Annotated in this window: 24 protein-coding genes and 1 rRNA gene; 15 read left to right on the forward strand and 10 right to left on the reverse strand. The window is 65.3% G+C overall.

The window, feature by feature from the left end:
• Positions 1-184 precede the first annotated feature (184 nt).
• Positions 185-301: ribosomal RNA gene (gene rrf / locus CH285_RS06065) — 5S ribosomal RNA — on the forward strand.
• A 492-nt stretch (positions 302-793) separates the two neighbouring features.
• On the opposite strand, the gene CH285_RS06070 is transcribed toward rrf, so the two are convergent.
• Positions 794-2,383: an adenylate/guanylate cyclase domain-containing protein gene (locus CH285_RS06070; protein ID WP_094644407.1), complete on the reverse strand. Its 1,590-nt coding sequence runs from the start codon at positions 2,381-2,383 to the stop codon at positions 794-796.
• 42 nt (positions 2,384-2,425) lie between these two features.
• Between CH285_RS06070 and nucS the strand changes: the two genes are divergently transcribed.
• A complete protein-coding gene (nucS, locus tag CH285_RS06075) occupies positions 2,426-3,097 on the forward strand; it encodes an endonuclease NucS (protein ID WP_027497682.1) in 672 nt (223 codons plus the stop codon).
• A gap of 41 nt (positions 3,098-3,138) precedes the next feature.
• The gene (locus CH285_RS06080) at positions 3,139-3,456 is read left to right on the forward strand and encodes an ATP/GTP-binding protein (RefSeq protein ID WP_072692233.1); all 318 of its coding nucleotides are present in this window, start codon (positions 3,139-3,141) and stop codon (positions 3,454-3,456) included.
• A 28-nt stretch (positions 3,457-3,484) separates the two neighbouring features.
• Here CH285_RS06080 and CH285_RS06085 read toward each other — a convergent pair whose 3' ends face one another.
• Together CH285_RS06085 and mce are read right to left on the reverse strand one after the other, a co-directional pair.
• Positions 3,485-4,447, reverse strand: a complete 963-nt coding sequence (locus CH285_RS06085; RefSeq protein WP_027497681.1) for a hypothetical protein — start codon at positions 4,445-4,447, stop codon at positions 3,485-3,487.
• 59 nt (positions 4,448-4,506) lie between these two features.
• Positions 4,507-4,983, reverse strand: a complete 477-nt coding sequence (mce, locus tag CH285_RS06090) for a methylmalonyl-CoA epimerase (RefSeq protein WP_032399481.1) — start codon at positions 4,981-4,983, stop codon at positions 4,507-4,509.
• Between the two features lie 112 nt (positions 4,984-5,095).
• Between mce and CH285_RS06095 the strand changes: the two genes are divergently transcribed.
• The 3 genes from CH285_RS06095 (at position 5,096) to CH285_RS06105 (ending at position 7,718) form a co-directional block, all read left to right on the forward strand.
• Positions 5,096-6,286 carry an acetyl-CoA C-acetyltransferase gene (locus CH285_RS06095; protein WP_027497679.1) on the forward strand — a complete coding sequence of 397 codons (1,191 nt, stop codon included), beginning with the start codon at positions 5,096-5,098 and terminating at the stop codon, positions 6,284-6,286.
• 74 nt (positions 6,287-6,360) lie between these two features.
• Positions 6,361-6,723, forward strand: a complete 363-nt coding sequence (locus tag CH285_RS06100; protein WP_094644379.1) for a DUF3817 domain-containing protein — start codon at positions 6,361-6,363, stop codon at positions 6,721-6,723.
• Positions 6,724-6,770: 47 nt separating this feature from the next.
• Entirely contained in the window at positions 6,771-7,718 is a 948-nt protein-coding gene (locus CH285_RS06105; RefSeq protein WP_230074654.1) for a tetratricopeptide repeat protein, read from the forward strand.
• Positions 7,719-7,723: 5 nt separating this feature from the next.
• On the opposite strand, the gene CH285_RS06110 is transcribed toward CH285_RS06105, so the two are convergent.
• From CH285_RS06110 to CH285_RS06120, 3 genes are read right to left on the reverse strand one after another with little or no spacing between them, the layout of a single operon-like run.
• Positions 7,724-9,172, reverse strand: coding sequence for a metallopeptidase (locus CH285_RS06110; RefSeq protein ID WP_094644378.1), 1,449 nt, complete (start codon positions 9,170-9,172; stop codon positions 7,724-7,726).
• Entirely contained in the window at positions 9,173-11,374 is a 2,202-nt protein-coding gene (glgB, locus tag CH285_RS06115) for a 1,4-alpha-glucan branching protein GlgB (protein ID WP_032368540.1), read from the reverse strand. It abuts the gene before it with no gap.
• Between the two features lie 11 nt (positions 11,375-11,385).
• The gene (locus CH285_RS06120; RefSeq protein ID WP_027497674.1) at positions 11,386-13,392 is read right to left on the reverse strand and encodes a maltotransferase domain-containing protein; all 2,007 of its coding nucleotides are present in this window, start codon (positions 13,390-13,392) and stop codon (positions 11,386-11,388) included.
• A gap of 204 nt (positions 13,393-13,596) precedes the next feature.
• On the opposite strand from CH285_RS06120, the gene glgP reads away from it, so the two are divergent.
• Entirely contained in the window at positions 13,597-16,134 is a 2,538-nt protein-coding gene (gene glgP, locus CH285_RS06125) for an alpha-glucan family phosphorylase (protein WP_094644377.1), read from the forward strand.
• Between the two features lie 7 nt (positions 16,135-16,141).
• Here the strand turns inward: glgP and CH285_RS06130 are convergent, their stop codons facing one another.
• Both CH285_RS06130 and CH285_RS06135 read right to left on the reverse strand, forming a co-directional pair.
• Entirely contained in the window at positions 16,142-18,190 is a 2,049-nt protein-coding gene (locus CH285_RS06130) for an ATP-dependent DNA helicase (protein ID WP_094644376.1), read from the reverse strand.
• 50 nt (positions 18,191-18,240) lie between these two features.
• Positions 18,241-19,497, reverse strand: a complete 1,257-nt coding sequence (locus CH285_RS06135; protein ID WP_255032541.1) for a nicotinate phosphoribosyltransferase — start codon at positions 19,495-19,497, stop codon at positions 18,241-18,243.
• A 150-nt stretch (positions 19,498-19,647) separates the two neighbouring features.
• Between CH285_RS06135 and clpS the strand changes: the two genes are divergently transcribed.
• The 8 genes from clpS (at position 19,648) to CH285_RS06175 (ending at position 25,495) form a co-directional block, all read left to right on the forward strand.
• The gene (gene clpS / locus CH285_RS06140; RefSeq protein WP_228139244.1) at positions 19,648-20,007 is read left to right on the forward strand and encodes an ATP-dependent Clp protease adapter ClpS; all 360 of its coding nucleotides are present in this window, start codon (positions 19,648-19,650) and stop codon (positions 20,005-20,007) included.
• Positions 20,008-20,051: 44 nt separating this feature from the next.
• Complete coding sequence (aosR, locus tag CH285_RS06145; RefSeq protein WP_027497669.1) at positions 20,052-20,621, forward strand: oxidative stress transcriptional regulator AosR; 570 nt, start codon at positions 20,052-20,054, stop codon at positions 20,619-20,621.
• Positions 20,622-20,630: 9 nt separating this feature from the next.
• Positions 20,631-21,716 carry a P1 family peptidase gene (locus CH285_RS06150; RefSeq protein WP_094644374.1) on the forward strand — a complete coding sequence of 362 codons (1,086 nt, stop codon included), beginning with the start codon at positions 20,631-20,633 and terminating at the stop codon, positions 21,714-21,716.
• Positions 21,717-21,816: 100 nt separating this feature from the next.
• Entirely contained in the window at positions 21,817-22,398 is a 582-nt protein-coding gene (locus CH285_RS06155; RefSeq protein WP_288124427.1) for a rhomboid family intramembrane serine protease, read from the forward strand.
• A gap of 112 nt (positions 22,399-22,510) precedes the next feature.
• Entirely contained in the window at positions 22,511-23,269 is a 759-nt protein-coding gene (locus tag CH285_RS06160) for a cyclic nucleotide-degrading phosphodiesterase (RefSeq protein WP_027497666.1), read from the forward strand.
• A gap of 21 nt (positions 23,270-23,290) precedes the next feature.
• Positions 23,291-24,076: a ribonuclease PH gene (rph, locus tag CH285_RS06165; RefSeq protein WP_027497665.1), complete on the forward strand. Its 786-nt coding sequence runs from the start codon at positions 23,291-23,293 to the stop codon at positions 24,074-24,076.
• Complete coding sequence (rdgB, locus tag CH285_RS06170; RefSeq protein WP_032370160.1) at positions 24,069-24,683, forward strand: RdgB/HAM1 family non-canonical purine NTP pyrophosphatase; 615 nt, start codon at positions 24,069-24,071, stop codon at positions 24,681-24,683. Before rph ends, rdgB begins: the two co-directional genes overlap by 8 nt.
• Before the next feature lie 2 nt (positions 24,684-24,685).
• Positions 24,686-25,495, forward strand: a complete 810-nt coding sequence (locus CH285_RS06175) for an esterase/lipase family protein (RefSeq protein WP_094644373.1) — start codon at positions 24,686-24,688, stop codon at positions 25,493-25,495.
• A gap of 2 nt (positions 25,496-25,497) precedes the next feature.
• On the opposite strand, the gene CH285_RS06180 is transcribed toward CH285_RS06175, so the two are convergent.
• Positions 25,498-25,851, reverse strand: a complete 354-nt coding sequence (locus tag CH285_RS06180) for a DUF3817 domain-containing protein (protein ID WP_027497662.1) — start codon at positions 25,849-25,851, stop codon at positions 25,498-25,500.
• Entirely contained in the window at positions 25,848-26,249 is a 402-nt protein-coding gene (locus tag CH285_RS06185; protein ID WP_094644406.1) for a transcriptional regulator, read from the reverse strand. Before CH285_RS06185 ends, CH285_RS06180 begins: the two co-directional genes overlap by 4 nt.
• Positions 26,250-26,321: the final 72 nt, after the last annotated feature.

A 26,321-nucleotide genomic window follows, 5' to 3' on the forward strand; every position in this document is an offset into this window, starting at 1 on the left:
TACTAATAGGCCGAGGACTTACCACAAAGAAGCTACGCGTCCACTGTGCAATATCTGAAACAACACACGAGTAGTTGTTCAGTAACACAACCGAATACAGGTCCAAGAACGAAACACCACCCCTGACAGTATGTGGGGGATGTGTTCTCCGACTGAGACCGCTCGTGACACTGTTTCGCAGAGTTACGGCGGCCATAGCGGAGGGGAAACGCCCGGTCCCATTCCGAACCCGGAAGCTAAGCCCTCCAGCGCCGATGGTACTGCACTCGACAGGGTGTGGGAGAGTAGGACACCGCCGAACACAACATCCCAAAATGCCCCTGACCACCCGTGGTCAGGGGCATTTTGCATTCGAAACCAACACCAACACAACAGTATTCACCGCTCGCGTTGAGCTGAACGCGCAGGCATCCATACCTGCACCCCCAGTCCCATCATCGCCATACGGACCGCCCGTCCAGCCACACCCGGTCGCATACGCGAGCAGAACAGCGACACCACGCTGCGCGCACCCGACAAACGCGTGCGCGTTTGTCGGGCCGTCGAACCGAACCCAACCCCAACAAGCCAACTACTGCCCATCGAAGCTTGGCGATCGGTCGTGGGCAAACTTCGATTCTGCAGACGCGCTCGCATTCGCGAGGCGCGCGCAGAATCGTCAGCGATGTCGTGAGCGTTCGACAAACGCGCGCGCATTCGCGAGGGGAACCGAGGACAGGGCGGCCGAGTCGTCAGTGATGAAAACGGCAGGGGCACAGTGCACTACACGTACTGAGCCCACGGATCGGGTGGATCAGGCGTGAACGGATTCCGCCTCGTCTGCGGAAACCTTCACGTCCTTGGGGTTCGCCAGAACTGTCTCTGCGGATCGTCCGCGAAGGGTTACTCGATCACCGAATTCCCAGCGGTCCGCTTCGTTTTCGGCAGCACCGTCTACCGCTGTCTTGGAAGCGAGTATCGCACCGGGAGCGCTCTTGGCCAGTTCCGATAGTCGCGCAGCCTCGTTTACCGGATCGCCGATGACGGTGTACTCGAATCTCGACTTTGCTCCTACATTGCCGGCAACGGCTCGGCCGGCTGCAACGCCGACGGCTGCGCTGCACTCGGGAACTTCGACCAGCAATCGGCGGGCAATGGCACGTGCGGCAGAGAGTGCCGATCCGCAGTGATCCGGAATGTCGTTCGGTGCTCCGAAGATGGCGAGCGCCGCGTCGCCCTCGAATTTGTTGATGAAGCCGCCGTGTTCGTCCACCTCGTCGACGACGACCGCGAAGAAGCGGTTGAGTAGATCCACCACCTCGGTGGGCGGTCGTGATGCGGCCAATTCGGTGGAGCCCACCAGATCGATGAAGAACACTGCAATATCGCGCTCCTGGCCCCCGAGTTCACTATCGGACTGCAGGGCCTTCTCGGCTACCTCGTGTCCGACGTGTCGTCCGAACAGGTCGCGGATCTTCTCTCGATCGCGCACACCGTCGGCCATCCGGTTGAAACCGCTCTGCAGTTCGCCGAGCTCGGTGCCGTCGTACACCGCGAGTCGGACATCCATGTTGCCCTTCTCGACTTCGGCCATGCCCGCCCGCACGTTGTTGATGGGGGAGGTGGTCGCGAAACCGCCCAGGACGGTCAGTGCGAATCCGAATACGATGGTGATGCCGCCGAGCGCGAGGATGGACACAGCGAGCTGGTTTGCACTGGTCTCGGGTCGAAGGAAGCGGAACACCGCGATCATCATCAGGCCGGAGACCGGAACGCCGGTTCCCAGCAACCACGACAGGATGGAACGCCCCATGACACCGGCGATTCGGATGCGCCGTGGGTCGCCCGCTTGCAGGGCGCGAGCCGCGATGGGTCGCAGAGCGAACTCACTGAGCAGGTAGCTGAAGGCGCACACGACCGTACCGCCCGCGGCGATGGTGAACGCCACCTTCGGTATTGCCTGGGGGTCGATGATGCCGTCGATCGTCGTGAGCAGAATCAGCCCACCGGTCCACAGCGCAATCTGCATGCGCGTCAGGCGCCAGGGCATGGCCAGCGTCGCGACCTGCTCGGACCGGGTGGGCTCGCGATCCTCGATGCCCCACCGCAGACTGCTGAGCGCACGTGTGGTGCCCCAGAGGACACCGACCAGGAATGCCAGAAAGACGTACACCGGGACGACGATGAAGTTCACCCACCAGTAGCGATCCATGTCCAGAACGTCCGGGCCTGGAACGACCACACTGATGAGAACGCCGACGATCACGGCACCGATCAGGTTGGACAGGACCAGGAACACCGTCAGCAACAGCTGGATTCGGATTCGGCGTCGGCGCGGCGATTCGGTGGTGTCTCCGAGGAGCCGGGAACCCAGCGGAGCGGCAGATCGTCTGAATTGGGGCATGGTGGTCACAGAGTAACGGCCGTGCTGCCTTATGGTGGTCGAGTGCGTTTAGTTATTGCTCGTTGCCAAGTGGACTACATCGGCCGCCTCACCGCACATCTCCCTTCCGCTCGACGCCTGCTGCTCGTCAAGTCCGACGGATCGGTCAGTGTGCACGCGGACGACAGGGCGTACAAGCCCCTCAACTGGATGTCTCCGCCCTGTTGGATGGTCGAGACCACCGAGGACGAGACCATCAAATGGGTCGTCACCAACAAGGCGGGCGAAGAACTCCGCATCACGATCGACGACGTCGAACTCGATTCCAGTCATGAATTGGGTATCGATCCAGGGTTGGTCAAAGACGGTGTCGAGGCTCATCTGCAGGAGTTGCTCGCAGAACACGTCAACACCCTCGGTGAGGGGTACACCCTGGTGCGGCGTGAATACATGACGGCAATCGGACCGGTGGATCTGTTGTGCCGCAACGCAGATGGTGGCACTGTCGCCGTCGAGATCAAGCGTCGCGGTGAGATCGACGGTGTGGAGCAGTTGACTCGGTACCTCGAACTGCTCAATCGTGACCCGTTGCTGGCACCGGTCAGCGGTGTGTTCGCCGCACAGGTCATCAAGCCGCAGGCGAAGACTCTGGCCACCGATCGCGGTATACGTTGTCTGACACTCGACTACGACGTTCTCCGCGGCACCGACAGCACCGAGTTCCGGCTCTTCTGACGTCGTTCTGTCGAAGCGGCGCGATTCTCTACACTGGATGCGTGCCTCGTCGCAATCAGCCCCGCAAAGCGAGTCGGAGTGGTCCGAGCAGTCTCGGCCCGGCTACCGATTCCGTCCTGGGCGGCAATCGCGTCGAGGTGGGTCCTGACGGGGACACGTACACGACGCGGATGATTCCCGGTGCCAAGGCCGTCAAGACCTACCGTTGCCCGGGCTGCGATCACGAGGTGCGGCCAGGGGTCGCCCACATCGTGGCGTGGCCGTCGGACGACTTCGGGGGAGCCGACAACCGCAGACATTGGCACACCGGGTGTTGGAGCGGCAGAAACACGCGAGGCCTCACCCGTAGATGGTCCTAGCGGGGGAGGCCGAGCGTGTGCTGCGAAGTCAGGACGCCGAGTCGGCGGATTCCTTCTCTTCGTCGTTGTCCTTCTCGGCCTTCGCCGCAGCCTTCTCTTCTTCTTTCTTGAGGATGGCCGTCGGGTCGGGGTTGTCCAGCAACTCGCTTTCGCGGTTGACCGAGGCCAGCATGGCCGGTACCGAATCGAGCTGGCCCCGGATACCCAGTAGCTGAGCGAGGACGCGACTTCGCAGCACGCGCAGCTCCTCGGCCAATTCCTTCGAGTGCGCGATGCGCCGCTCCGCCTGCTCGCTCGCGGACTGCAACCGGCGTGCGGCCTCGGTCGTCGCCTCTTCGATACGGCGAGCAGCATCGGCCTTGCTCGACGCTTCCAGTTCTTCGAGCGCGGTGAGCACCTTGGTGCGGCGCTCGGCCATCGTGATCTCGAAGTCTTCCTGAACCTCGGCGCGCTTGGCCTCGGACTCGGCAGCCAGCTTGTCGCGCTCTGCCTGTGCGGCCTCGACGACGCGCGCAGCCTCGGTGCGTGCCTGCGCCATGGTCTGCTCGTGCTCGGTTTCGAGTGCCGTGCGGCGCTCCTCGAGTTCTGCGACCAACGATTCGTGACGGCTTCGCAGGCGAGTGCTCTCCTGCTGCGCAACCGAGATCATCTCCTCGGACTCCGCGTGCGCCTTCGCGCGAACCTCGGAGGCCTCGTCGGACGCCAGTCGCAACATGCGGGAGATGCGATCGCTCATGCCTTCCGCGGTGGTCGGCGGCACCGAGAGACGGTCGATGTCCTTGCGCAGTTCGTCGATCTCGTCGCGAGCGTCGTCGAGTTGCTTGGCCAGATCACGCGCCTGTGCCGCGGCGGCATCACGGTCGGCCGTCGTCAGCCGTAATTCGGCGTCGAATCGCTCGAAGTAGTTGGTGACTTCGTCGCGATCGAACCCCTTCCGAACGATGGAAAAGGGAAGTTGCACCGTGGAAGTGCGTTCATGATCGATGGCCATGGCCGTCAATTTACCGGTGAGTCAAGTGGAGAGCCATACGGCGTAATCACCGAGTTCGGTCAGTGCGCGTTGTGGTTCGGTTCGACCAGTTCGATCAGTACTCCGCCTGCGTCCTTGGGGTGGACGAAGTTGATACGCGAATCGGCAGTACCGCGGCGGGGGGCGTCGTAGAGCAACCGAACGCCGCGGGCGCGCAACTCGGAGGAGATCTCCTCGATGTCGGTGACCCGATACGCCAACTGTTGGAGTCCGGGGCCGTTTCGGTCGATGAACTTCGCGATGGTCGAGGATTCGTCGATGGGCGCGAGCAACTGCAGTGCCGCCGACTTTTCGCCTGCGCCGGGGAACGAGAGCATCGCCTCGCGCACGCCCTGTTCCTCGTTGACTTCCTCGTGCACCGCAACCATCCCCAGGTGGTCGGTGTACCAGGCGATTGCGGCATCGAGATCGGGTACCGCGACACCGACGTGGTCGATAGCCGTCACCAGGTCGGAGCGGAGTGGGGTGCCCGTGTAAGACTGCGTGCTGGAGGTCATGGACAAGACGTTAGCGTCAGCTGCGTCACGGTGTTCCGCCAGGCTGGTATCGGTAGGGAGCCTGGCGAGCGTTGATCTCCACAAGGCCGTCTTCACACTTTCGGAGGAAATCGTGACCACAACAGTCATCGTCGCCGGTGCTCGTACGCCCGTCGGGCGCTTCTCGGGTGCGCTCAAGGACTTCTCGGGTTCCGACCTCGGCGGAATTGCCATCAAGGGCGCACTCGAGAAGGCCGGCGTCGCTCCGGATCAGGTCGACTACGTCATCATGGGCCAGGTCCTCACTGCGGGTGCCGGGCAGATCCCGGCCCGACAGGCCGCCGTCGCTGCAGGTATCCCGATGACCGTTCCGGCCCTGACCATCAACAAGGTGTGTCTCTCCGGCGTCGACGCCATCGCGCTCGCTGACCAGCTCATTCGCGCGGGGGAGTTCGAGATCGTCGTCGCCGGCGGCCAGGAATCGATGACCCAGGCACCGCACATGCTGGAGAAGTCGCGGGCGGGATTCAAGTACGGCGATGTCACCATGCGCGACCACCTCGCATACGACGGTCTGTACGACATCTTCACCGACCAGGCCATGGGCGCGCTCACCGAGCAGCGCAATCAGAGCTCCGAAGCCATCAGCCGTGAGGAGCAGGACACCTTCGCGGCCGGATCGCATCAGAAGGCTGCCGCGGCGTGGAAGAACGGGGTCTTCGACGACGAGGTAGTGCCCGTGTCGATTCCGCAGCGCAAGGGTGAGCCCATCCAGTTCACTGCCGACGAAGGAATCCGGGCCGACACCACGGTCGATTCCCTCGGCAAGCTTCGCCCCGCGTTCGACAAGGCGGGCACAGTCACTGCCGGATCCGCGTCGCAGATTTCCGACGGTGCCGCCGCCGTCGTCGTGATGAGCAAGGACAAGGCCGAGTCGCTCGGTTTGACCTGGCTCGCCGAGATCGGCGCGCACGGTGTGGTGGCCGGCCCCGACTCCACCCTGCAGTCGCAGCCCGCTCGCGCCATCGCCAAGGCCTGCGCGAAGGAAGGCATCGACCCGAAGGACCTCGACGTCGTCGAGATCAACGAGGCGTTTGCGGCGGTCGGAATCGCGTCGACGCGTGAGCTCGGCATCGATCCGGAGATCGTCAACGTCAACGGCGGTGCGATTTCGATCGGTCATCCCCTCGGAATGTCGGGCGCTCGCATCGCACTGCACCTGGCTCTGGAGCTGCAGCGGCGCGGTGGCGGAGTGGGTGCCGCAGCATTGTGCGGCGGCGGCGGACAGGGCGACGCGCTCATCGTTCGAGTCCCGAAAAGCTGAGTCGGTAGTGGCTCTGGTCCGATGAGACCAGAGCCACTACGTTCTGTCGTAGCAAACCGGGCACAATAGCGGGCATGACGAATTTCTTCGACCTGAGCAGCACGGCCAAACGCTTCCGTTTCATTGCCGTGCTCGAAGCGTTCACCTGGCTCGGACTACTGGTCGGCATGGCGTTCAAGTACCTGCCGGCCGACGGCAACGAAATCGGCGTGAAGATCTTCGGGCCCATCCACGGTGCGGTGTTCATCGTGTACCTTGCCGTTGCTGTCCTGACGGCGGTGAAACTGAAGTGGGACGTCAAGGCCACGCTGCTGGCGCTGGTCGCAGCATTCCCGCCCTTCGGAACCGTGGTCTTCGAGATCTGGGCCGTGCGTACCGGACGCCTTGCCGAGCTGAGCAGTGGCCGACCCGCAGCCGACGCGAAGGTTCCGTCCTGACCGCCCGCCAGTGGATGACGCATCGCGTTAGTGACAAACTGTAGGACGTGACTCGACCCGGTTCCCGTCCTCCTGTCCGCCCGTCGGCCGCCGTCCCCGCATCCATTGCCGGAGCCGTCGACCTGTCCGTTCTCAAGGACCGTCCGGCACCTGCTCCCGCTGCCGAAGCCAGCGGCGATGCGGGAGGGTTGGCTCCGATCGTCGACGTGACCACGGCCAATTTCGAAGCCGAGGTTCTGCAGCGATCGATGCAGGTACCGGTCATCGTCGACCTGGGATCGGCACGATCGCCGCAGTCCCAGGCGTTGACGCGTCAGCTCGGGCAACTTGCCGTCGAGGCCGGCGGCACGTGGATACATGCCCGCGTCGATGTCGACTCCAATCCGCAGATCGCGCAGGCGTTCGGCGTACAGGCCATTCCCACGGTGGTTGCCGTCGCGGGTGGGCAACCGCTCGCCGATTTCCAGGGCACGCAATCCGACGAGCAGTTGCGTCAGTGGCTGCAGGCCGTCGAGCAGGCAACCGCCGGAAAGCTGTCCGGTCCACCCGGGTCGGCTCCCGCCGCCGAGCCGGAACCCGAGGTCGAGGATCCGCGCATCGTCGCTGCGGAAGAGGCGATCGACGAGGGTGACTTCGACAAGGCAGCGGCGGCGTATCAGGCAATCATCGACGCCGAGCCGAAGAACACCGACGCGGTCGCCGCGCTGCGTCAGGTCAAGTTCTTGGCTCGGGTGCAGAACGTTGCACCCGATGCCGTCGAGGTGGCCGACGCCGATCCCGCCAACGTGCAGGCCCGGATCGATGCGGCCGACGCGGAAATGGCCGGGCAGCAGCCGGAACAGGCTTTCGCACGGCTCATCGACGGAATCAAGATCAGTGCGGGCGACGACCGCACGGCCCTGCGTACCCGCCTACTGGAGCTGTTCGAGTTGTTCGACGCCGCCGATCCTCTGGTGGTCTCGGCGCGTCGCAAACTCGCGTCCGCTCTGTACTGAATCCCTCAGCTGTAACGCGAATCGCACAGGGGTTTGCCGCCGAGAACTCCCGAGCGGAACGCGTCGACTCGGGAGAAGCCGGACGGCAGCGTCGTTCCGTTGACGTCGCTGGCGGCCAATCCGTCGCTGAGTAGACCGGAGACGGCTTCGTCGAGATCGCCGGGGGAGAGCCGGATTTCGAGAGCGGCCTCGTTGGATTCGGCGCTCAACGCTGCGGTGATGACCCCGGACAGGCATGCGGATCGAAGTGCGGTCTGAGGGTCGTCGAGCGTCTGGCCCGCTTCCTTCTGTACTGCGAGGGTGTAGCGAGACGCGAACAATACGTACGCGCTATAGTCACCGGATACGTTGAGCGGCAGGATGTCTCCGCGCTGAGGTGTCTCGGGTTGCCCTATTTCGGCCAGGTCCTCCACATCGACACCGATGGTGTTGCTCGACGGGCAGTACGACACCGGAGTGGTGGCCTCGGCGTCGGTGCACCCGGTGTCCGATCCTGAGTAGTCCACGGTCGGGGGATCGGCGACGGGAAGCGCCGTCTCGAACGATCGCGTGAATGCGCCCAGGGAGTCCTCGGTGACCGGTAGCTCGCCGGAGTCGTCGGCGCTGTCGAACTTCTGCGGCAACGACGCTCGGCGTGAATCGATTTCGGCCTCGTCGATGCGTGTGCAGGCAGCTGCACCGTCGGTGAACCCGATCTGCACGGCGGTCACTCGCTCGAATGCGGACCCGTGTACCGATTCGGGATCGTTGGGGTCCACGTCGCGCACCGCGACGGTCGCAGCGAGAACACCGTTGAGCCCATCCGAGGTGTTGATGGTGAAGTGCGGCGAATCGCCCTCTGCGACATGGCGGATGAATGCGCCGGCGAAACAGTCGGCTTGCTGCTCGGCCACGATGGTCGGGGTGTCGTCGCCGACGAGTCCCGACTGATGCTGGATCGCGTGGCCGTATTCGTGCGCGATCACCATGACCACCGACATCGGCCCGAACGCGTCGACCAACGCCGGAAGCAGAATGGTGCGGTCCCACCCGATCGAGTCGTCGCGGGTGCAGTAAGCGGCATTGGGGACTCCACCGGTTCTGTCTCCACAGAACCGGATGCCGGATCCCTCGTCCTCCGACGCATCCCACGAGGTCAATGTCGTGACCGGCGTGAACGAGCCCTTGAACAAGGCCGGATACTGCTCGGCCCAGAACTGCTGGATGTCGTCGATCGCGTTGGTTGCCAGAATGTCCGAGTCGGTGCCTTCGGCGTTCTCGACGGCGATGGTCGAATCCGGTACTCCCGGACGCGGTCCGCTCGGTCCGCTGGTGACCGGAAGGCCAGCGACCGTGAACGGATTCTCGTAGATCGACACTGCGTTACCGCCGACGGTGGCGGCGCACGATGTCAACAGTAGTAACCCTGCAGTGGCGGCCGCAGCCAGAAGTCGTGGTCTGCGGCCGCCGGTCATCTACTGCTCCAATTTGATCCAGATCGCCCCGTTGGCGGGAAGTGCAACCTGGCCTGATGCCGGTCGACCGTGCCACGAGTGCGATGTTGCCGTCACTTCACCCAGGTTGCCCATTCCGGAGCCGCCGTACTCCGTTGCATCGGTGTTGAGGATCTCGATCCAACGGCCTGGTTCCGGTAGTCCCACACGATAGCTGCCGTGCTCGGAACCGGAGAAGTTGAAAATACACGCGACAACCGAACCGTCGGAGCCGTACCTCAGAAAGCTGAGCACGTTGTTCTCGGTGTCGTTGGCGTCGATCCACGAGTAGCCACTGGGCGAGGTGTCCAGCGTCCACAGTGCCGGATGCGACCGGTACGTCGAGTTCAGATCTGCGACAAGCGATTTCACACCTCGGTGCAACGGCTCCTCGTCGATCTGGTACCAGTCCAGGCCTCGCTCCTCGGACCATTCGCGAGTCTGACCGAACTCCTGGCCCATGAACAGCAACTGCTTGCCCGGATGTGCCCACATGTAGGCGAGCATTCCGCGCAGCCCTGCGGCCTTGGCGTAGTCGTCCCCGGGCATGCGGGTCCACAGCGTGCCCTTGCCGTGCACCACCTCGTCGTGGCTGATGGGCAGCAGGTAGTTCTCGCTCCACGCGTAGACGAGCGAGAACGTGATCTCGTGGTGGTGGTAGCTGCGGTGGATGGGATCGCGCCCGACGAAGCCGAGGGTGTCGTGCATCCACCCCATGTTCCACTTCATGTTGAACCCGAGCCCGCCGACGTTCGTCGGGCGAGTGACGCCCGGCCAGGCGGTCGACTCCTCGGCAACGGTGACGACTCCGCGGTGCTTCTTGTGCACCGTGGCGTTCATCTCCTGCAGGAAGGACACCGCTTCGAGGTTTTCTCGGCCACCGTAGATGTTGGGCGACCAGCCGCCCTCGGGACGCGAGTAGTCCAGGTACAGCATCGAGGCGACGGCGTCGACGCGCAGTCCGTCGATGTGGAATTCGTCGATCCAGTAGAGCGCGTTCGCGACCAGGAAGTTGCGGACCTCGCGTCGGCCGAAGTCGAAAACCAGTGTGCCCCAGTCGAGTTGCTCGCCTCGCTGCGGGTCTCCGTGCTCGTAGAGCGGCCCACCGTCGAAGCGGGCGAGGGCCCATTCGTCCTTGGGGAAGTGGGCGGGGACCCAGTCGACGATGACGCCGATGCCGGCGCTGTGCAGGTGGTCGACGAAGAACCGGAAGTCGTCCGGACTGCCGAACCTGGACGTCGGTGCGTAGTAGGACGTCACCTGGTAACCCCAGGATCCGCCGAAGGGGTGCTCGGCGACGGGGAGCAACTCCACGTGAGTGAAGCCGGTCTCGATGATGTACTCGGCCAGTTGCTCGGCCAGCTCCCGGTAACCCAGGCCCGGTCGCCACGACGCCAGATGGATCTCGTAGACGCTCATCGGAGCCTGCGTGGGTTCGATGCCGGCTCGGGTGTCGAGCCACTTCTCGTCGTTCCAGGTGTACGTCGACGCGGTCACGACCGACGCGGTGGACGGCGGAACCTCGGTGGCGAAGGCCATCGGGTCGGCCTTGTCCTTCACCGAACCGTCGGAGCCGTGGACGCGGAACTTGTACAGGGCACCGGGTTCGATGTTCGGGACGAACAGCTCCCAGACTCCGGTGGAGCCGAGGACGCGCATCGGCCAACTACGGCCGGTCCACCCGTCGAAGTCGCCCACCAGCGTGACGCCCTGGGCGGCAGGGGCCCACACCGCGAACGAGGTGCCGGTGACGGGACCGTCGGGAGTGGCGTACGACTGCTGGTGCGCTCCGAGGATGTCCCACAGACGCTCGTGGCGACCTTCGCCGAACAGGTGCAGGTCGAGTTCACCGAGGGTCGGTAGGAACCGGTACCCGTCGGCAGATTCGGACACGTGCCCACCTGGCCAGGTGACCACGAGCCGGTAATCGATCAGGTCCTCGACCGGCACCAGCGCAGAGAAGAGGCCGTGGGCGACGTGGGTCAACTCGTGGTCGACGCCTCCGACGCGCGCGATCACTTTCTCCGCGTCGGGCTTCAGCGCACGAATCGCTGTTCCGCCGGGCACGGGGTGCGCGCCGAGCACGGAATGCGGGTTGTAGTGCCGACCAGCGGCGAGGAGATCGAGGTCGTTGTCGGACGGGGCTGCGACGGTGTCTTCGGGCGTCGTCGGATTCTTGGTCACGTTGAATCCACTCACTTTCGGTTGCCGCGGTAGGCCAGTTCGATTCGTGCCGGATAGGGAATGTGGGGGAGCGTGAATATGTGCGCCACCGAGGTCCAGGGCTCGAGTCGGACGAAGTTGGTGTGGCCCCAGTCGTAATGGATGCCGCTCACCTCGTCCTTGATCGTCAGGGTGTCCTGCCAGTCGTGACCGAGCGCGGGCATGTCCAGATGGACGGTGCCCTCCTCGGCTCCGAACGGGTTGAGGTTGATGACCACCAACACCGAGTCGCCGGTCTGCGGATCGAACTTGGAGTATCCGATCAGCGCTTCGTTGTCGATCGTGTGGAAATGAATGTTGCGCAGTTGCTGCAGGGCCGGATGCGCACGGCGGATGGAATTGAGGGTGGTGATCCACGGCTCCAACGATTCACCGCGGGCGAGCGCACCCTCGAAGTCGCGCGGTCGCAACTGGTACTTCTCGGAGTCCAGATACTCTTCGCTGCCCTCGCGCACGGCCTGATGTTCGTACAGCTCGTACCCGGAGTACACGCCCCACGTCGGAGCCAGGGTGGCGGCCAGAGCTGCTCGCAGAGCGAACATTCCGGGTCCTCCGTGTTGCAGGCTCTCGTGCAGGATGTCCGGGGTGTTGACGAACAGGTTCGGCCGCGCGTCGTCGGCGCGTCGGGCATGCTCCTCGGCGAACTCGGTCAGCTCCCACTTCGCGGTACGCCACGTGAAGTACGTGTACGACTGCGTGAACCCACGTTGCGCGAGACCGTACATGCGCACCGGCCGGGTGAACGCCTCGGCCAGGAACAGCACGTCCGGATCGGTCTTCTTGACCTCGGCGATGAGCCACTCCCAGAAGTCCGGTGGCTTGGTGTGTGGATTGTCGACTCGGAAGATCTTGACGCCCAACGAGATCCAGTATCGGACCACGCGCAGCACTTCCTCGTAGATGCCACGACGGTCGTTGTCGAAGTTGATCGGGTAGATGTCCTGGTACTTTTTCGGCGGATTCTCGGCGTAGGCGATCGTGCCGTCCGGCAACACGGTGAACCACTCGGAATGTGTTGCGGCCCATGGATGATCCGGAGCGGCCTGCAGGGCCAGATCGAGCGCCACTTCGAGGCCGTGCTCTCGCGAGGCGTCGACGAACGCACGGAAGTCGTCCTCGGTTCCCAGCTCGGGATGGATCGCGTCGTGCCCGCCGTCCTTGGATCCGATCGCCCACGGCGAACCGACGTCCTCGGGGCCCGGAGTCAACGTGTTGTTCGGGCCCTTGCGGTTGATCGTGCCGATCGGGTGGATCGGAGGCAGGTAGACGATGTCGAAGCCCATGCGCGCGATGCGCGGTAACTGCTCGATGGATGTCGCGAACGTGCCGTGCCGCGGTGATCCGTCCTCGTTCCACCCGCCCGTGGAGCGCGGGAAGAACTCGTACCAGGCACCGTTGAGGGCCAGGTTTCGGTCGACCCACACGTTCACGGCCCGCGATCTGGTCACCAGCTCGCGCAGCGGGTGCTGGAACAGCAGCTCGGTGACCGACGATGCGAACGCCGAGGACACCCGCGCGGGCAGCGGGCGGTCGGTGTCGCGCAGGCCGGCGGCGACGTCGGCGAGCAGCTGCCTGCTCTCCGCAGGAACGCCGGTGGCAGCGCGGAGGAACAGGCGCGCCCCGATCTCGAGATCGTTGGCGAGTTCGTGGGCGCTCTGGCCCACTCCGAGCTTCGCCTCGACGGCGTGGCGCCAGGTGCTGATCGGATCGCTCCACGCCTCGATACGGCAGATCCAGTAGCCGGGCCGGGAAGGGACGAACACCGCGTCGAACGTGTCCGGCTCGTGGCCGGGCGTCATCGGGATGCGTTCGAGCTTGCCTCCCGGTCCACGCACCGACAGCGTCGCGGCCACTGCGTCGTGACCCTCGCGCCAGACGTCGGCGGAAACTGGAAACGTCTCGCCCACCACCGCTTTCGCGGGGTATTTCCCGGTCGTCGTATCTGGAAGGACATTGTCGATACCAAGTCGACCTGTCACTTCACACTCCATTCTTCGTTAGAGGTATGGCTGCGCGGGCGCAACCTCTGATCGAACCGATATTTGGTGTGCTTCTACTCGTCAACCGTAGTGCAGCAGCGCAGATGGCGCGTGCGCCGACGCATACTGACCGCGACGGGCGCACGAGGAAATTTTCGCCGAGCGCCCCATCGACACAGGTATCCGTGGGTAGGGTTCGGCTCTGTGAAAGCCTTGCGTCGATTCACCGTCCGAGCCCACCTTCCCGCCCGTTTGAATGCCCTCGCCGAGCTGTCGACAAACCTCAGGTGGTCGTGGCATTCGGCCACGCAGGATCTTTTCGAGCACATCGATCCGCTGCTGTGGACCGAACTCGAACGCGATCCGGTGGCCGTGCTCGGTGCCGTCGCACCCGGCCGGCTCGAAGAACTCGCCGAAGACGCATCGTTCCTGGCCGAACTGGACGCCGCCGAGGCGGATCTACACGACTACCTCGCCCGACCCCTCTGGTACCAGAACGAGCTCGCCGAGGGGCGAGCTCTGCCGTCGGGCATCGGTTATTTCTCGATGGAGTTCGGGGTCACCGAGGTACTGCCGAACTACTCGGGTGGGCTCGGCATTCTGGCCGGCGACCACCTGAAGGCGGCGTCGGATCTCGGTCTACCGCTGATCGGCGTCGGACTGCTCTACCGCTCGGGGTACTTCCGGCAATCGCTGACGGCCGACGGGTGGCAGGCCGAGCGTTACCCGTCCCTGGACCCGCACGGTCTGCCGCTACGACTGCTCACCGACGACAACGACTCACCGGTGTTGATACACGTGTCGATGCCGGGGTCGCGCGTACTGCGGGCCCGTGTGTGGATCGCTCAGGTGGGACGCGTTCCGCTACTGCTGCTCGATTCCGACATCGCCGACAACGATCCCGAGCTCAGAGGAGTCACCGACCGCCTGTACGGCGGCGATCAGGACCACCGCATCAAGCAGGAGATCCTCGCCGGAATCGGCGGAGTACGCGCGATCAGGGCCTACACGCGCGCGCACGGACTGCCCGATCCCGAGGTGTTCCACATGAACGAGGGCCACGCCGGCTTCCTCGGGGTCGAACGCATCCGTGAACTCGTCACCGGTAGCGGGTTGGACTTCGATTCGGCGTTGGCCGCCGTCCGGGCGGGCACGGTGTTCACCACCCACACCCCGGTGCCTGCCGGCATCGACAGGTTCCCCGCCGATCTGGTGCGGCACTATTTCGGCGGTAGCGACGGTGCACCGGACTCGGCCCTGTTGCCGGGACTGCCGATGAGCCGAATTCTGGCGCTGGGCGGCGAGAGTGATCCGTCGGTGTTCAACATGGCGCATATGGGTCTTCGCTTGGGTCAGCGCGCCAACGGAGTGTCGAAGCTGCACGGGATCGTCAGCCGCGAGATGTTCAACGGCCTGTGGCAAGGATTCGACGCGTCGGAGGTGCCGATCGGATCGGTGACCAACGGTGTCCATGCGCCGACGTGGGCGGCGCGGGAATGGGCCGAGGGGGAGACCGAGACAGGTGGGCCGTTGTCCTCGGAGCAGGTGTGGTCCACGCGAAACGCGTTGCGCGCGCAGTTGGTGGACGAGGTGCGCCGAAGGGTGCGCCGCTCGGCACTGGAGCGAGGGTCGACCGAGGCCGAGATAAGCTGGACTGCAAATGTATTCGATCCCGACGTGTTGACCGTCGGCTTTGCTCGACGCGTACCGACGTACAAGCGTCTGACGCTCATGCTGCGCGAACCCGAGCGATTGCGGGCGATGTTGCTCGATCCCGTCCGCCCGGTTCAGCTGGTGGTAGCCGGAAAATCGCATCCGGCCGACGACGGTGGGAAGGCGCTCATTCAGCAGATCGTCAAGTTCGCCGACGAGGCCGATGTACGACACCGCATCGTGTTCCTGCCCGACTACGACATGTCCATGGCGCGTTTTCTGTACTGGGGTTGCGATGTGTGGCTGAACAATCCGCTGCGACCGCTCGAGGCCTGCGGTACGTCCGGAATGAAGTCGGCGCTCAACGGCGGCCTCAATCTGTCGATTCGCGACGGATGGTGGGACGAGATGTACGACGGCGAAAACGGGTGGGCGATCCCGACGGCCGACGGCATCACCGACGACAATCGCCGCGACGATCTGGAAGCCGCTGCCCTCTACGAATTGCTCGAGCAGGCGGTGCTGCCGAAATTCTACGATCGCGGGGAAGACGGAGTGCCGGCTCGCTGGATCGAGATGGTGCGGCACACACTGGAACAGCTGGGACCGAAAGTGTTGGCCTCGCGGATGGTTCAGGACTACACGCTCGGCTACTACGCGCCCGCTGCGCACTCGGCTCGCGCGGTGTCGGCCGACGGCTATCACGGCGCCAAGGATGTCGCGTCGTATCGCGGCCGCGTCGAGCAGGCGTGGCGCAACGTGAAAGTCACCCGAGTCGACAGCGAGGGGTTGCCGGACACCCCCGTCATCGGTGCCGAACTGTCGCTGCGCGCCATCGTCGACCTCGGCGGTATGGAACCGGGTGCCGTCGTGGTGCAGGCCGTGGTGGGACGCGTCGACGAGGGCGAGGACCTCAGCGACATTCGCACCACCGAGATGTCGCACGTGGGCAGTGAGGGCGGCGAGCACGTGTACGCGGGCGAGACACGGCTACCGCACAGTGGAGCGGTGGGCTACACGGTGCGGGTGTTGCCGCGGCACCACGGGCTTGCCTCCGATGCCGAGCTCGGTCTGGTGTCGACGCCGTAGGGAGCAGCTACTTTCCGGCCAGGCGGGTGAGGGCCTTGCGGACCACCTCCGGGTTGGAGGTCTCCCAGAACGGCGGTAAGGACGCGCGCAGATAACCGCCGTACCGGGCGGTCGCCAGGCGCGAATCGAGCACGGCGACAACACCTTTGTCGTCGACGCTACGGAGCAGTCGACCGACGCCCTGCGCCAGTAGCAGGGCAGCGTGGTTGGCGGCCACCGCGAGAAAGCCGTTGCCGCCACGTGATTCGACGGCCTGCTGCCGAGCCACCAGTAGTGGATCGTCGGGCCGGGGGAACGGAATGCGGTCCAGGATCACCAGGCTCAGCGACGGACCGGGCACGTCGACGCCCTGCCACAGCGACAGCGTCCCGAACAGTGAAGTGGCCTCGTCGTCGGCGAACTTCTGCACCAGTGCGCCGGTGGAATCGTCACCCTGGCAGAGGATCGGGGTGTCGAGTCGTTCGCGCATCTCCTCTGCCGCGGCCTTGGCGGCGCGCATCGACGAGAACAGCCCGAGCGTCCGACCACCGGCTGCCTCGACGAGCGATTCGATCTCGTCGAGCGAGGACTTGGACAGGCCGTCGCGTCCGGGCGGAGACAGATGTTTGGCGATGTACATGATGCCGGCGCGAGCGTGATCGAACGGCGAGCCCACGTCCAACGAATTCCAGCGAATGGATCCGTTGTCCGAGGGTGGTTCCACTCCCGACGCCATGGCTGTGTCACTGCGGGAGGGTTTCTCTGCGGGCAGGCCCCAGTTGACGGCCAGGCCGTCGAAGGATCCGCCGACGGTGAGCGTCGCCGAGGTCAGCACCACGGTGGATTCGGCGAACAACCGTGCGCGCAGCAGCCCGCCCACCGAGAGCGGAGCAATGCGAACGGTGCGTTTGACGTTTCCTCGGAAATCGTCGACGGCGTGCCAGACGACGTCCTTGCGCTTGGCTGGATCGGGCTCGTCGAAGGCAGTGAGCACTCGTACGGCGCTGTCGTGTACCTCGTCGACTGCTACGAGTGCTGCGCTGCGGGCCGCGGCGGCCTCGGGATCGCTGCTCGCCATGCCCTGTTTGTTCGGTCCGATTGCGGTGCGCACGGCCCAGGCGGCGTCGCGGACGGACGCCAGGGCCGGTCCGACGCCGTCGGGAAGGGACTGCCATCGACCGGGCGGTAGTTCGTCCAGAATCGCGGCCCAGTTCTCGGCAGCTCCTTCGAGCTGATCGACGGTCTCTTCCTCGATGAGCTTGGCGCTACGGCGTGCGGCCGCGGTGACGGTGGCGGCCGAAAGCTCCTCTGTGGCAACGCCGGTCACTCGGTCGACCAATTCGTGGGCCTCGTCGACGACCACGACGTCGTGCTCGGGCAGGATCTGAATTCCGGTGATCGCGTCGATGGCGAGCAGCGCGTGGTTGGTCACGACCACGTCGACCTGTGCGGCCTCGGTGCGGGCGCGCTCGGCGAAGCAGTCCTCGCCGACGGGGCACCGCGATTTTCCGAGGCACTCGCGAGCGGTGACGCTGACCTGACGCCACGCCTGGTCGCTCACGCCGGGCACCACGTCGTCGCGATCTCCCGTTTCGGTCTCCGAGGACCACTTGGTCAGCCGGACCACCTCGCGGCCCATCCGCGAGACGGCGAACGGGTCGAACAACTCCGCGTCCGGTGTTTCCTGTGCGGCACCGGTGTGAATCTTGTTCATGCACAAATAATTGTTGCGGCCCTTGAGGATCGCGAACTTCGGACGCCGACCCACAGCTTCGGTCAGTGCGTCGGACAGACGTGGAAGGTCGCGGTCGACCAACTGTCGCTGCAGCGCGATCGTGGCCGTCGAGACGATGACGGTCTTCCCCGATTCGACCGCATGCCTGATGCTGGGCACGAGGTAGGCAAGGGACTTGCCGGTGCCCGTGCCCGCCTGCACCGCGAGATGCTCACCGGTGTCGATCGAATGCGCCACGGCAGAGGCCATCGTCAGCTGATTGCTGCGTTCCTTGCCACCGAGCGAGTGCACCGCAACCTGCAGGAGAGCGGGAACGGTGGGCAACTCGGTCTTCGACGGCACCGAAGCAGACTACTGCCGATCGCCCACCGGGTTCGGCACCGACACCGCCCCTAGCCCAGGGCGAACCGGGTCGGTATCGCCGGTTCGCCCTGGGACAGGGCGAGCCCCTCCCACGGCAGGCTGACCAGGCGTCGCGCGAGGAGGTCCCGGCCCTCGGCGAGGGTCGGTAGATCGGCGACGAGCCGGCCGCCACGCATCAGCGGCGTGGTCAACGTCTCCGCCGTCAGACCGTCCTCGACCGTCGGGGCGGCGTCGAACGGGTGCACTATTTCCTCGACTGCCGTACCGGTCCCACGCGCGGTCCGCAGCGCTGCCTTGGTACCACCGCGCGATTCCTTGTGACTGCTGCGCTTGGCGACGGGAATGCCGTCGACAGTGACCAGCTTGTAGACCATTCCTGCCGTCGGCGCGCCCGAACCGGTGACCAGGGACGTGCCGACGCCGTACGAATCGACGGGTTCGGCGCGCAGCGCGGCGATCGCGTACTCGTCGAGGTCGCCGGAGACGACGATCCGCGTCTTCGGCGCGCCGAGAGTGTTCAGTTGGTCGCGGACCTGACGGGCGAGGACACCGAGGTCGCCGGAGTCGATGCGGACACCGCCGAGCTCCGGACCGGCCACCTCGATGGCGTTGGCCACGCCCTGCTTGATGTCGTAGGTATCGACCAGCAGTGTCGTTCCCACCCCGAGCGCTCGGACCTGAGCGGCAAAAGCGGCCTTCTCGTCGGGGCCGTCGGCGGTGGTGTGCAGCAGCGTGAACGAGTGGGCCGACGTGCCTGCTCCGGGGACGCCGTGGCGTCGGACGGCTTCGAGGTTGGACGTCGCGGTGAAGCCGGCCAAGTAGGCCGCGCGCGATGCCGCGACCGCCGCCTCCTCGTGGGTGCGCCGCGATCCCATTTCGATGATCGGCCTGGCCTCGGCGGAGGCGACCATGCGCGCTGCGGCAGAGGCGATTGCGCTGTCGTGATTGAGAATCGACAGCACCACGGTTTCCAGGACCACGCACTCGGCGAACGTGCCGCGGACCGTCAGGACGGGGGAGCCGGGAAAGTACAGCTCGCCCTCGCGGTAGCCGTCGATGTCGCCGGTGAAGCGGTAGTTGCGCAGCCACTCGACGGTGTCGGCGTCGAGAAACTTCGACACGACACGCAGCTCGTCCGGGCCGAATCGGAAGCGATCGACGGCGTCGAGAATGCGCTCGGTGCCGGCCACGACGCCGTATCGGCGGCCGCCGGGAAGCCTGCGGGCGAAGACCTCGAAACTGCACGGTCTGTCTGCATAGCCGCTGGCCAGGGCCGCGGACAGCATCGTGTACTCGTACTGGTCGGTCAGCAGTGCAGTGCTGGCTCCGTCGCTGGAAAGCGTGTGATCGGTGGTCGCGTCATTGCTCACCTCGATCACACTACGAGCGCAGGGGCGAACGTGTGGGGTCGGCCCGACACGCCGTACCCTGTTGCCATGCCTTGGTTGACGGTGGATGGATCGCTTCTGCCCGTGGACGGCTTCTCGGCACTCGAAGTCGCGGCGGCGTCGCCGCAGGCGGTGCCGGCCGAAACCGAGGCCGTTGCTGCCGACGAAGCGCACGACACTCCGTGGGTCACCATCGTGTGGGACGACCCGGTCAACTTGATGCACTACGTGACCTACGTGTTCCAGAAGCTCTTCGGCTACAGCAAGGCCAAGGCCACCGAGTTGATGATGCAGGTGCACTCCGAGGGCAAGGCGGTCGTGTCGAGCGGCGAGCGCGATGCGATGGAGAACGACGTCAAAAGGCTGCACGCGGCGGGCCTGTGGGCCACCATGCAGCAGGACAAGTAGTCAGCAGTTCGCCACCTCTACGTCAGAGAAGGACATCACCGACAGTGCGCACGTGGACGAGACGGAATTCGTTGTCCGGGGTCAAGATCAAGTCCGAGATCGACGCTCGTGAGGCGGCGGTGCTCAAGTCCCTGGTCGCGTCCGTTCTCGGCCTGCTACGCGATCGTTCCGCCGCGGCACCCACCGACGAGCTCGCTGCGCTGACCGGGCTGCGTACCGGCCACAACAGCCCGCCGGACGATGCAGCGCTGGCCCGGCTGCTGCCGGACTTCCACCGCGCCGATCCCGAACACGACGATCAGGATCCGGCTGATCTGAACGGTGCGCTCCGCGGGTTGCACGAGCCCGAGATCATCGACGAGAAGTTGGCTGCCGGGGCAGTGATCCTCGCGACCCTGCCCGATTCCGGCGGAAAGATCGTGCTCACCCAGGAACAGGCCGACGCGTGGTTGACGGGTCTCAACGACGTGAGGCTGGCGCTCGGGACCACACTGGGCATCAGTGCGGACACTCCTGACGTACTCGACGAGGGCGATCCTCGTGCTCCCCATCTGGACGTGTACCACTGGTTGACCTGGATGCAGGATTCCCTCGTCCAGGTCCTCGTTCCCTAGGGTGCCGACGTGACCGCAGCCTTCTCGAAACCCGGCCCCCGAGACTGCTTGACCGATGTGGCAGGTCTGTTGGTCGGCCATCATCACGAACTCGACGACGACGCCGCGATGGGGTCCGGTTCGGCCACCGGCTGCACTGTGGTGCGCGTTCTCGGTGGGGCGACGGCGGCCGTCGACGTGCGAGGCGGCGGACCGGGAACGCGCGAGACCGATCTGCTCGATCCGAGCCATTCCGTTCAGCAGGTCGACGCGATCCTGTTGACCGCGGGCAGTGCGTACGGGCTCGCGGCCGCCGACGGCGTCATGCGGTGGCTCGAAGAGCACGAACAGGGCATTCCGATGGGCAGTCCGGCTCACGTTGTGCCGATCGTGCCGGCTGCGGTGATCTTCGACCTTCCGGTCGGCGACTGGGCCGCGCGCCCGACCGCGGAGTTCGGCTACCGTGCTGCGGCCACGGCGGCGACCGAGTTCGCGACGGGATCGGTCGGGGCAGGAGTCGGTGCTCGCGCCGGCGTGCTCAAAGGTGGGGTGGGCACCGCGAGCACGGTGATCGAGGGCGGTCCGGCCGACGGTGTCACGGTCGCGGCTCTGATGGTCGTCAACCCTGTGGGCGCGGTGTTCGATCCGCGCACCGGGTTGTTGTGGGGCACCGGCACACTGGGGCCCGCGGACTTCGGCATGCGCAATCCCGACGTCGACGAGGTGCGGGCCGCGGCGGCGCTCGAACCCAAGGCCACTGCTCTGAACACGACGATCGGCGTGGTTGCGACGGATGCGCCGCTGTCGTCGGCGTCGTGCAAGCGGATAGCCGTCGCGGGTCACGACGGACTCGCGCGGGCCATCAGACCTGCGCACTCGCCACTCGACGGCGACACCGTCTTCGCCGTGTCCACGGGCACCAGGGCCGTCACCGCCGAGTCCTCTGTGCCCGCAGCATTCTCCCCGGAACTACCGGTACTGGCCGCGGTCACCGAAGCGGCGGCGATCGTCGTCGAGCGAGCCATCGTCCGGGCCCTGCTCGACGCCACGTCGGTGGCCGGCATCCCCACCTATCGTCAGATCTTCCCCTCCGCATTCACGGCGTCGCGTCTCTGACCGGCAGGTAGCCGCTACCGGTACCGTGGAGAGACCGAGGTTGGAGGCGATCATGAGTGAGACCGGCAAGCTTCCCGGTGAGCGAGTGCGGCCCGCGTGGATGCAGGCAGCCGTCTTCGTCGGAGGATTCGTGGCGCTGCTGTGGATCATCGAGATCATCGACGTCGCGAGCGGATCGCGGCTCGAGCAGAACGGTATCGAGCCTCGTTCCGCCGACGGCTTGTGGGGCATCCTGTTCGCGCCCGTGCTGCACGACGACTGGCAGCACCTGATCGCCAACACGGTTCCCCTGATCGTGCTCGGATTCCTGGTGTTGCTCTCGGGCATCGCGCGTGGTCTGGCTGCCACCGGGATCGTCTGGGTGATCGGCGGCGTAGGTACCTGGCTCACGGCCGGCACCTACAGCAACACGATCGGCGCGTCGATTCTGATCTTCGGCTTCATCACGTACCTGCTCGTTCGTGGATTCTTCACTCGACAACTCGGCCAGCTCGCGATCGGGGTCGTGGTGTTCGTGCTGTACGGCAGCGCGCTGTGGGGCGTGCTGCCGAGCGATCCGAACATCTCCTGGCAGGGCCATCTGTTCGGCGCAGTGGGTGGGGTCGTCGCAGCTCGGCTGCTGTCCGCCGACGCCCGGGCCGACAGAGCGCGCGCCAGAGCACTCGATCGTCCCACTCCGTAGGCGGTAGGTAACCGCGAGCACAGCTGTGTTCGGGCGTGAAATTCGCCGACTCGCGCCGTCAATACTGCCCGAACGTTTCGAGTGACGCGCTCGGCGTGGCAGCATGGCTTACATGCGAATTACCGTCCTGGGATGTTCGGGCAGTGTGTCCGGACCCGATTCACCCGCGTCGGGTTACCTCCTGGAAGAAGAGGAGACCGCGCCGGTCGTTCTCGACTTCGGGCCCGGCGTCCTCGGGGCGTTGCAGCGTTATGTCGATCCGGGTGACGTGAGCGTTCTGCTTTCGCATCTGCACGCCGATCACTGCCTCGATGTTCCCGGTCTGCTCGTGTGGCGTCGCTACCATCCGAACCCGCCGGAAGGGCGCGCGATCGTCTACGGACCGAAGGACACTGCGTTTCGGCTCGGAGTGGCGTCGGCCGAGTGCGGCGGTCAGATCGACGACATGTCCGACACCATCGACCTACGCCGCTGGGTGGACGGCCGGACCATCGAATTCGGACAGCTGTCGATTCTGACCCGGCAGGTGTTCCATCCGCCTGAGTCGTACGGCATGCGGGTCACCACCGGTGGCGGAAAGACATTCGCGTACAGCGGCGACACCGGTATGTGCCAGGCGGTGCAGGATCTGGCTCAGGGTGCCGATGTCTTTCTCTGCGAGGCGTCGTGGACCGACAGCCCGGATCGGCCCGAGGGCGTCCACCTGTCCGGTATCGAGGCCGGTCGCATCGCTCGGGAAGCCGGAGTGGGGGAGCTGCTGCTCACCCACATTCCGCCCTGGACGTCTCGCGAGGATGTCATAGCCGAGGCCAAGGCAGAGTTCAGCGGACCGGTGCATGCCGTCGAGCCAGGGGACGCCTTCACCGTATGACGACGCGCTAGGCTTCGAGTCGTGTCCAGACGAGAAGACGGCAGAGCGGACGACGAGCTCCGCACCATCAAGATCACCCGCGGATTCACCACTCACCCGGCAGGGTCGGTGCTGGTCGAATTCGGCAACACCAGGGTGATGTGCACGGCCAGCGTCGAGGAGGGCGTACCGCGCTGGCGGAAGGGATCCGGTCTCGGCTGGCTCACCGCCGAGTACGCAATGCTTCCCGCAGCCACCCACACGCGTAACGGACGCGAGTCCGTCAAGGGCAAGGTCGGCGGCCGCACTCAGGAGATCTCCCGACTGGTCGGACGCTCACTGCGCGCGTGCATCGATCTGGCAGCGATCGGCGAGAACACGATCGCCCTCGACTGCGACGTGTTGCAGGCCGACGGCGGCACCCGTACTGCTGCCGTGACCGGAGCGTTCGTGGCTCTCAGTGACGCCGTCACCTACCTACGAGCAGCCGGACGCCTGGCCGACCCGCAGCCGATCTCGTGCATGATCGCCGCGGTCAGTGTCGGCGTCGTCGACGGCCGGGTGCGTCTCGACCTTCCGTACGAAGAGGATTCGCGAGCCGAGGTCGACATGAACGTCGTCGCGACCGATACCGGCACTCTGGTCGAGATTCAGGGAACCGGCGAAGGCGCGACCTTCCCGCGCACCACCCTCGACAAGCTCCTCGACTCGGCGTTCGTCGGCATCGACAAGCTGTTCGAGGTGCAGAGGGAGGCGCTGGCGTTGCCGTACCCGGGGGATCTGCCCGAGCCTGCCACCGCAGAAACGAAGAAGAAGTTCGGTGCCTGACACCAAGCTACTGGTAGCCAGTCGTAACGCCAAGAAGCTGCGAGAGCTGCGACGGGTACTCGACGCCGCCGGCCTCGTGGGTATCGAGTTGGTCGGTCTCGACGAGGTGCCGCCGTTTCCCGAGGCACCCGAAACCGGAGCGACGTTCGAGGACAACGCGGCGGCCAAAGCGCGCGACGGTGCGGCGGCAACCGGATTGCCCTGCGTCGCCGATGATTCCGGGATCGAAATCGACGCACTGAACGGAATGCCCGGGGTGCTCTCCGCGCGCTGGTCCGGAACTCACGGGCAGGACGAGGCCAACACGGCGCTCGTGCTGGCGCAGCTGAGCGACACCCCCGACGAACGGCGCGGGGCGGCTTTCGTATCGGCGTGTGCGTTGGTGGTCCCGGGCGGAGCCGAGACCGTCGTTCGAGGTGAGTGGCGCGGCGTTGTAGCGCGAGAGCCGTTGGGGGAGAACGGATTCGGATACGATCCGATCTTCGTGCCGGAGGGAGACGGTCGCAGTGCCGCGCAGTTGGCTCCGGACGAGAAGGACGCGGCCTCTCATCGCGGCCGCGCGCTGCGCAAGCTGGTTCCTGCTCTCGAAGCGTTGACGGGGCGATAGTCGTGGCGGCGCGGGCAGTGTTGACGAGAACCACGGTCGTGCTCGCTGCCGCTGCCCTGTGTTCGGTGGGCATCCCCGCTTCGGCAGCGCCGGTCGCGGGATCGTTCGCCGAGGCCTTGGTCTACTCGGTGGCTCATCCAGGTGCGACGCCGGCGGGCGCGAACGATTACTCGTGCGTTCCCAGCGCTCGACATCCCGAACCGGTCATCTTGGTGCACGGTTTTTTGGAGAACTCCTACGCGAACTGGTCGTCGCTGTCACCGGCCCTGGTCGACGCCGGATACTGCGTGTTCGCACTCGACTACGGCAACACCGGGCCGGTGCCTGCGTTGGGAGCGCTGGGAACGATTCCAGAGAGTGCCGCGGAATTGTCCACGTTCGTCGATTCCGTGCTCGCGGCGACGGGTGCGCAGAAGATGTCAATCGTGGGCCACTCGAAGGGCGGCACGGTGCCGCGCTACTACGCCCGCTTTCTCGGCGGTGATCGCACCGTCTCGCGCATAGTGGCGCTGTCTCCGCCGAACTATCCGACCGCCGGTCCGCCGGTGCAGGACGACGTGCTCGAGCGGTTGAACGAGGGCAGCGACACGGTCGCGGAAATCGATTACACGACGATCGTGACTCGATACGACCAGGTTGTCGTTCCGTACACGGCGTCGCTCCTTACCGGAGCGGGAAATACGAACGTGGTGCTGCAGGACGTGTGCCCCGGCAATGTCGTCGAGCACACAGGAATCTCGTACGATCCGCTGGCGCAGCGGCTGGTGGAGAACGCGCTGGATCCGGAGAACGCACAGCCGATCACCTGCTGACGTCAGACGCCGAAGTCGGCCTTGACCTGCTTGGTGCGCTTGTGTTCGACGTAGAACGACAGGAACGGAACAGTTCCGGCGAGCAGGGTGCCGATGGTCCGACCGGCCGGCCACCGCACCTTGATGGCAAGGTCGATCGTCAGGATCAGGTATACGAGGTAAACCCAACCGTGCACTACCGCAATCCAGTTGGGCACATTCTCGACCTTGAAAATGTACTTCGCGACCATTTCGGTCACGAGGACGAGCAACCAGATACCGGTGACGTAGGCGAGCACGCGATAGCGCAGCAGCGCCGATGCAATCTTCCGAGTCTTGTTGGTGGACGCCTTGGTCTTGTCCGGTGCCGAACTCACGTGGTGCTCCTGTCGGTCCCGCGGGATTCGTTCAGCTCCGCGAGGTAGCTGTTGTACTCGAGAAGTTGCCTGGCCTCGGGGTCGTCCAGATCGCCGACGTCGGGGTCTGCCACGCGGCGCTGGGGGAGCAGATCGAGAGGGACCTCGGTCGGTCCTTCGGGCTGCCCGGCGTCGGGCTCGTCCTGGTCCTCGTCTTCGAGGCGGACGAACTTGCGGTAGGCGTAGACGACGAACGCCGCGAACAGGGGCCACTGGAACGCGTATCCGAGGTTCTGCCCGTTGCCGCCGACCGCTTCGAATCGTTCCCACTGCCACCAGCCGAGACCGAGGCACACCGCCGCGGACACGATCACCAGCGCAATGAGCGCGGGTCGACGCTTCGGGCGGGATGAGGTCACCACTCGACGGTACCGGAGCGACTACTACCGAAGGTAGTCACATCGGGTGGTCGGCCGGTGATTCTCACCATG

This window comes from Rhodococcus sp. 05-2256-B1 (assembly GCF_002258465.1).
Classification (GTDB): domain Bacteria; phylum Actinomycetota; class Actinomycetes; order Mycobacteriales; family Mycobacteriaceae; genus Rhodococcoides; species Rhodococcoides fascians.

What these genes read in the sequence shown, in the direction of transcription:
- CH285_RS06070 (WP_094644407.1), bottom strand. Translation starts at nt 2,383, where the DNA reads ATGCCCCAATTCAGACGATCTGCCGCTCCGCTGGGTTCCCGGCTCCTC.
- CH285_RS06085 (WP_027497681.1), bottom strand. Translation starts at nt 4,447, where the DNA reads ATGGCCATCGATCATGAACGCACTTCCACGGTGCAACTTCCCTTTTCC.
- mce (WP_032399481.1), bottom strand. Translation starts at nt 4,983, where the DNA reads ATGACCTCCAGCACGCAGTCTTACACGGGCACCCCACTCCGCTCCGAC.
- CH285_RS06100 (WP_094644379.1), top strand. Translation starts at nt 6,361, where the DNA reads ATGACGAATTTCTTCGACCTGAGCAGCACGGCCAAACGCTTCCGTTTC.
- CH285_RS06110 (WP_094644378.1), bottom strand. Translation starts at nt 9,172, where the DNA reads ATGACCGGCGGCCGCAGACCACGACTTCTGGCTGCGGCCGCCACTGCA.
- CH285_RS06135 (WP_255032541.1), bottom strand. Translation starts at nt 19,497, where the DNA reads ATGCTGTCCGCGGCCCTGGCCAGCGGCTATGCAGACAGACCGTGCAGT.
- clpS (WP_228139244.1), top strand. Translation starts at nt 19,648, where the DNA reads ATGCCTTGGTTGACGGTGGATGGATCGCTTCTGCCCGTGGACGGCTTC.
- CH285_RS06155 (WP_288124427.1), top strand. Translation starts at nt 21,817, where the DNA reads ATGCAGGCAGCCGTCTTCGTCGGAGGATTCGTGGCGCTGCTGTGGATC.
- CH285_RS06160 (WP_027497666.1), top strand. Translation starts at nt 22,511, where the DNA reads ATGCGAATTACCGTCCTGGGATGTTCGGGCAGTGTGTCCGGACCCGAT.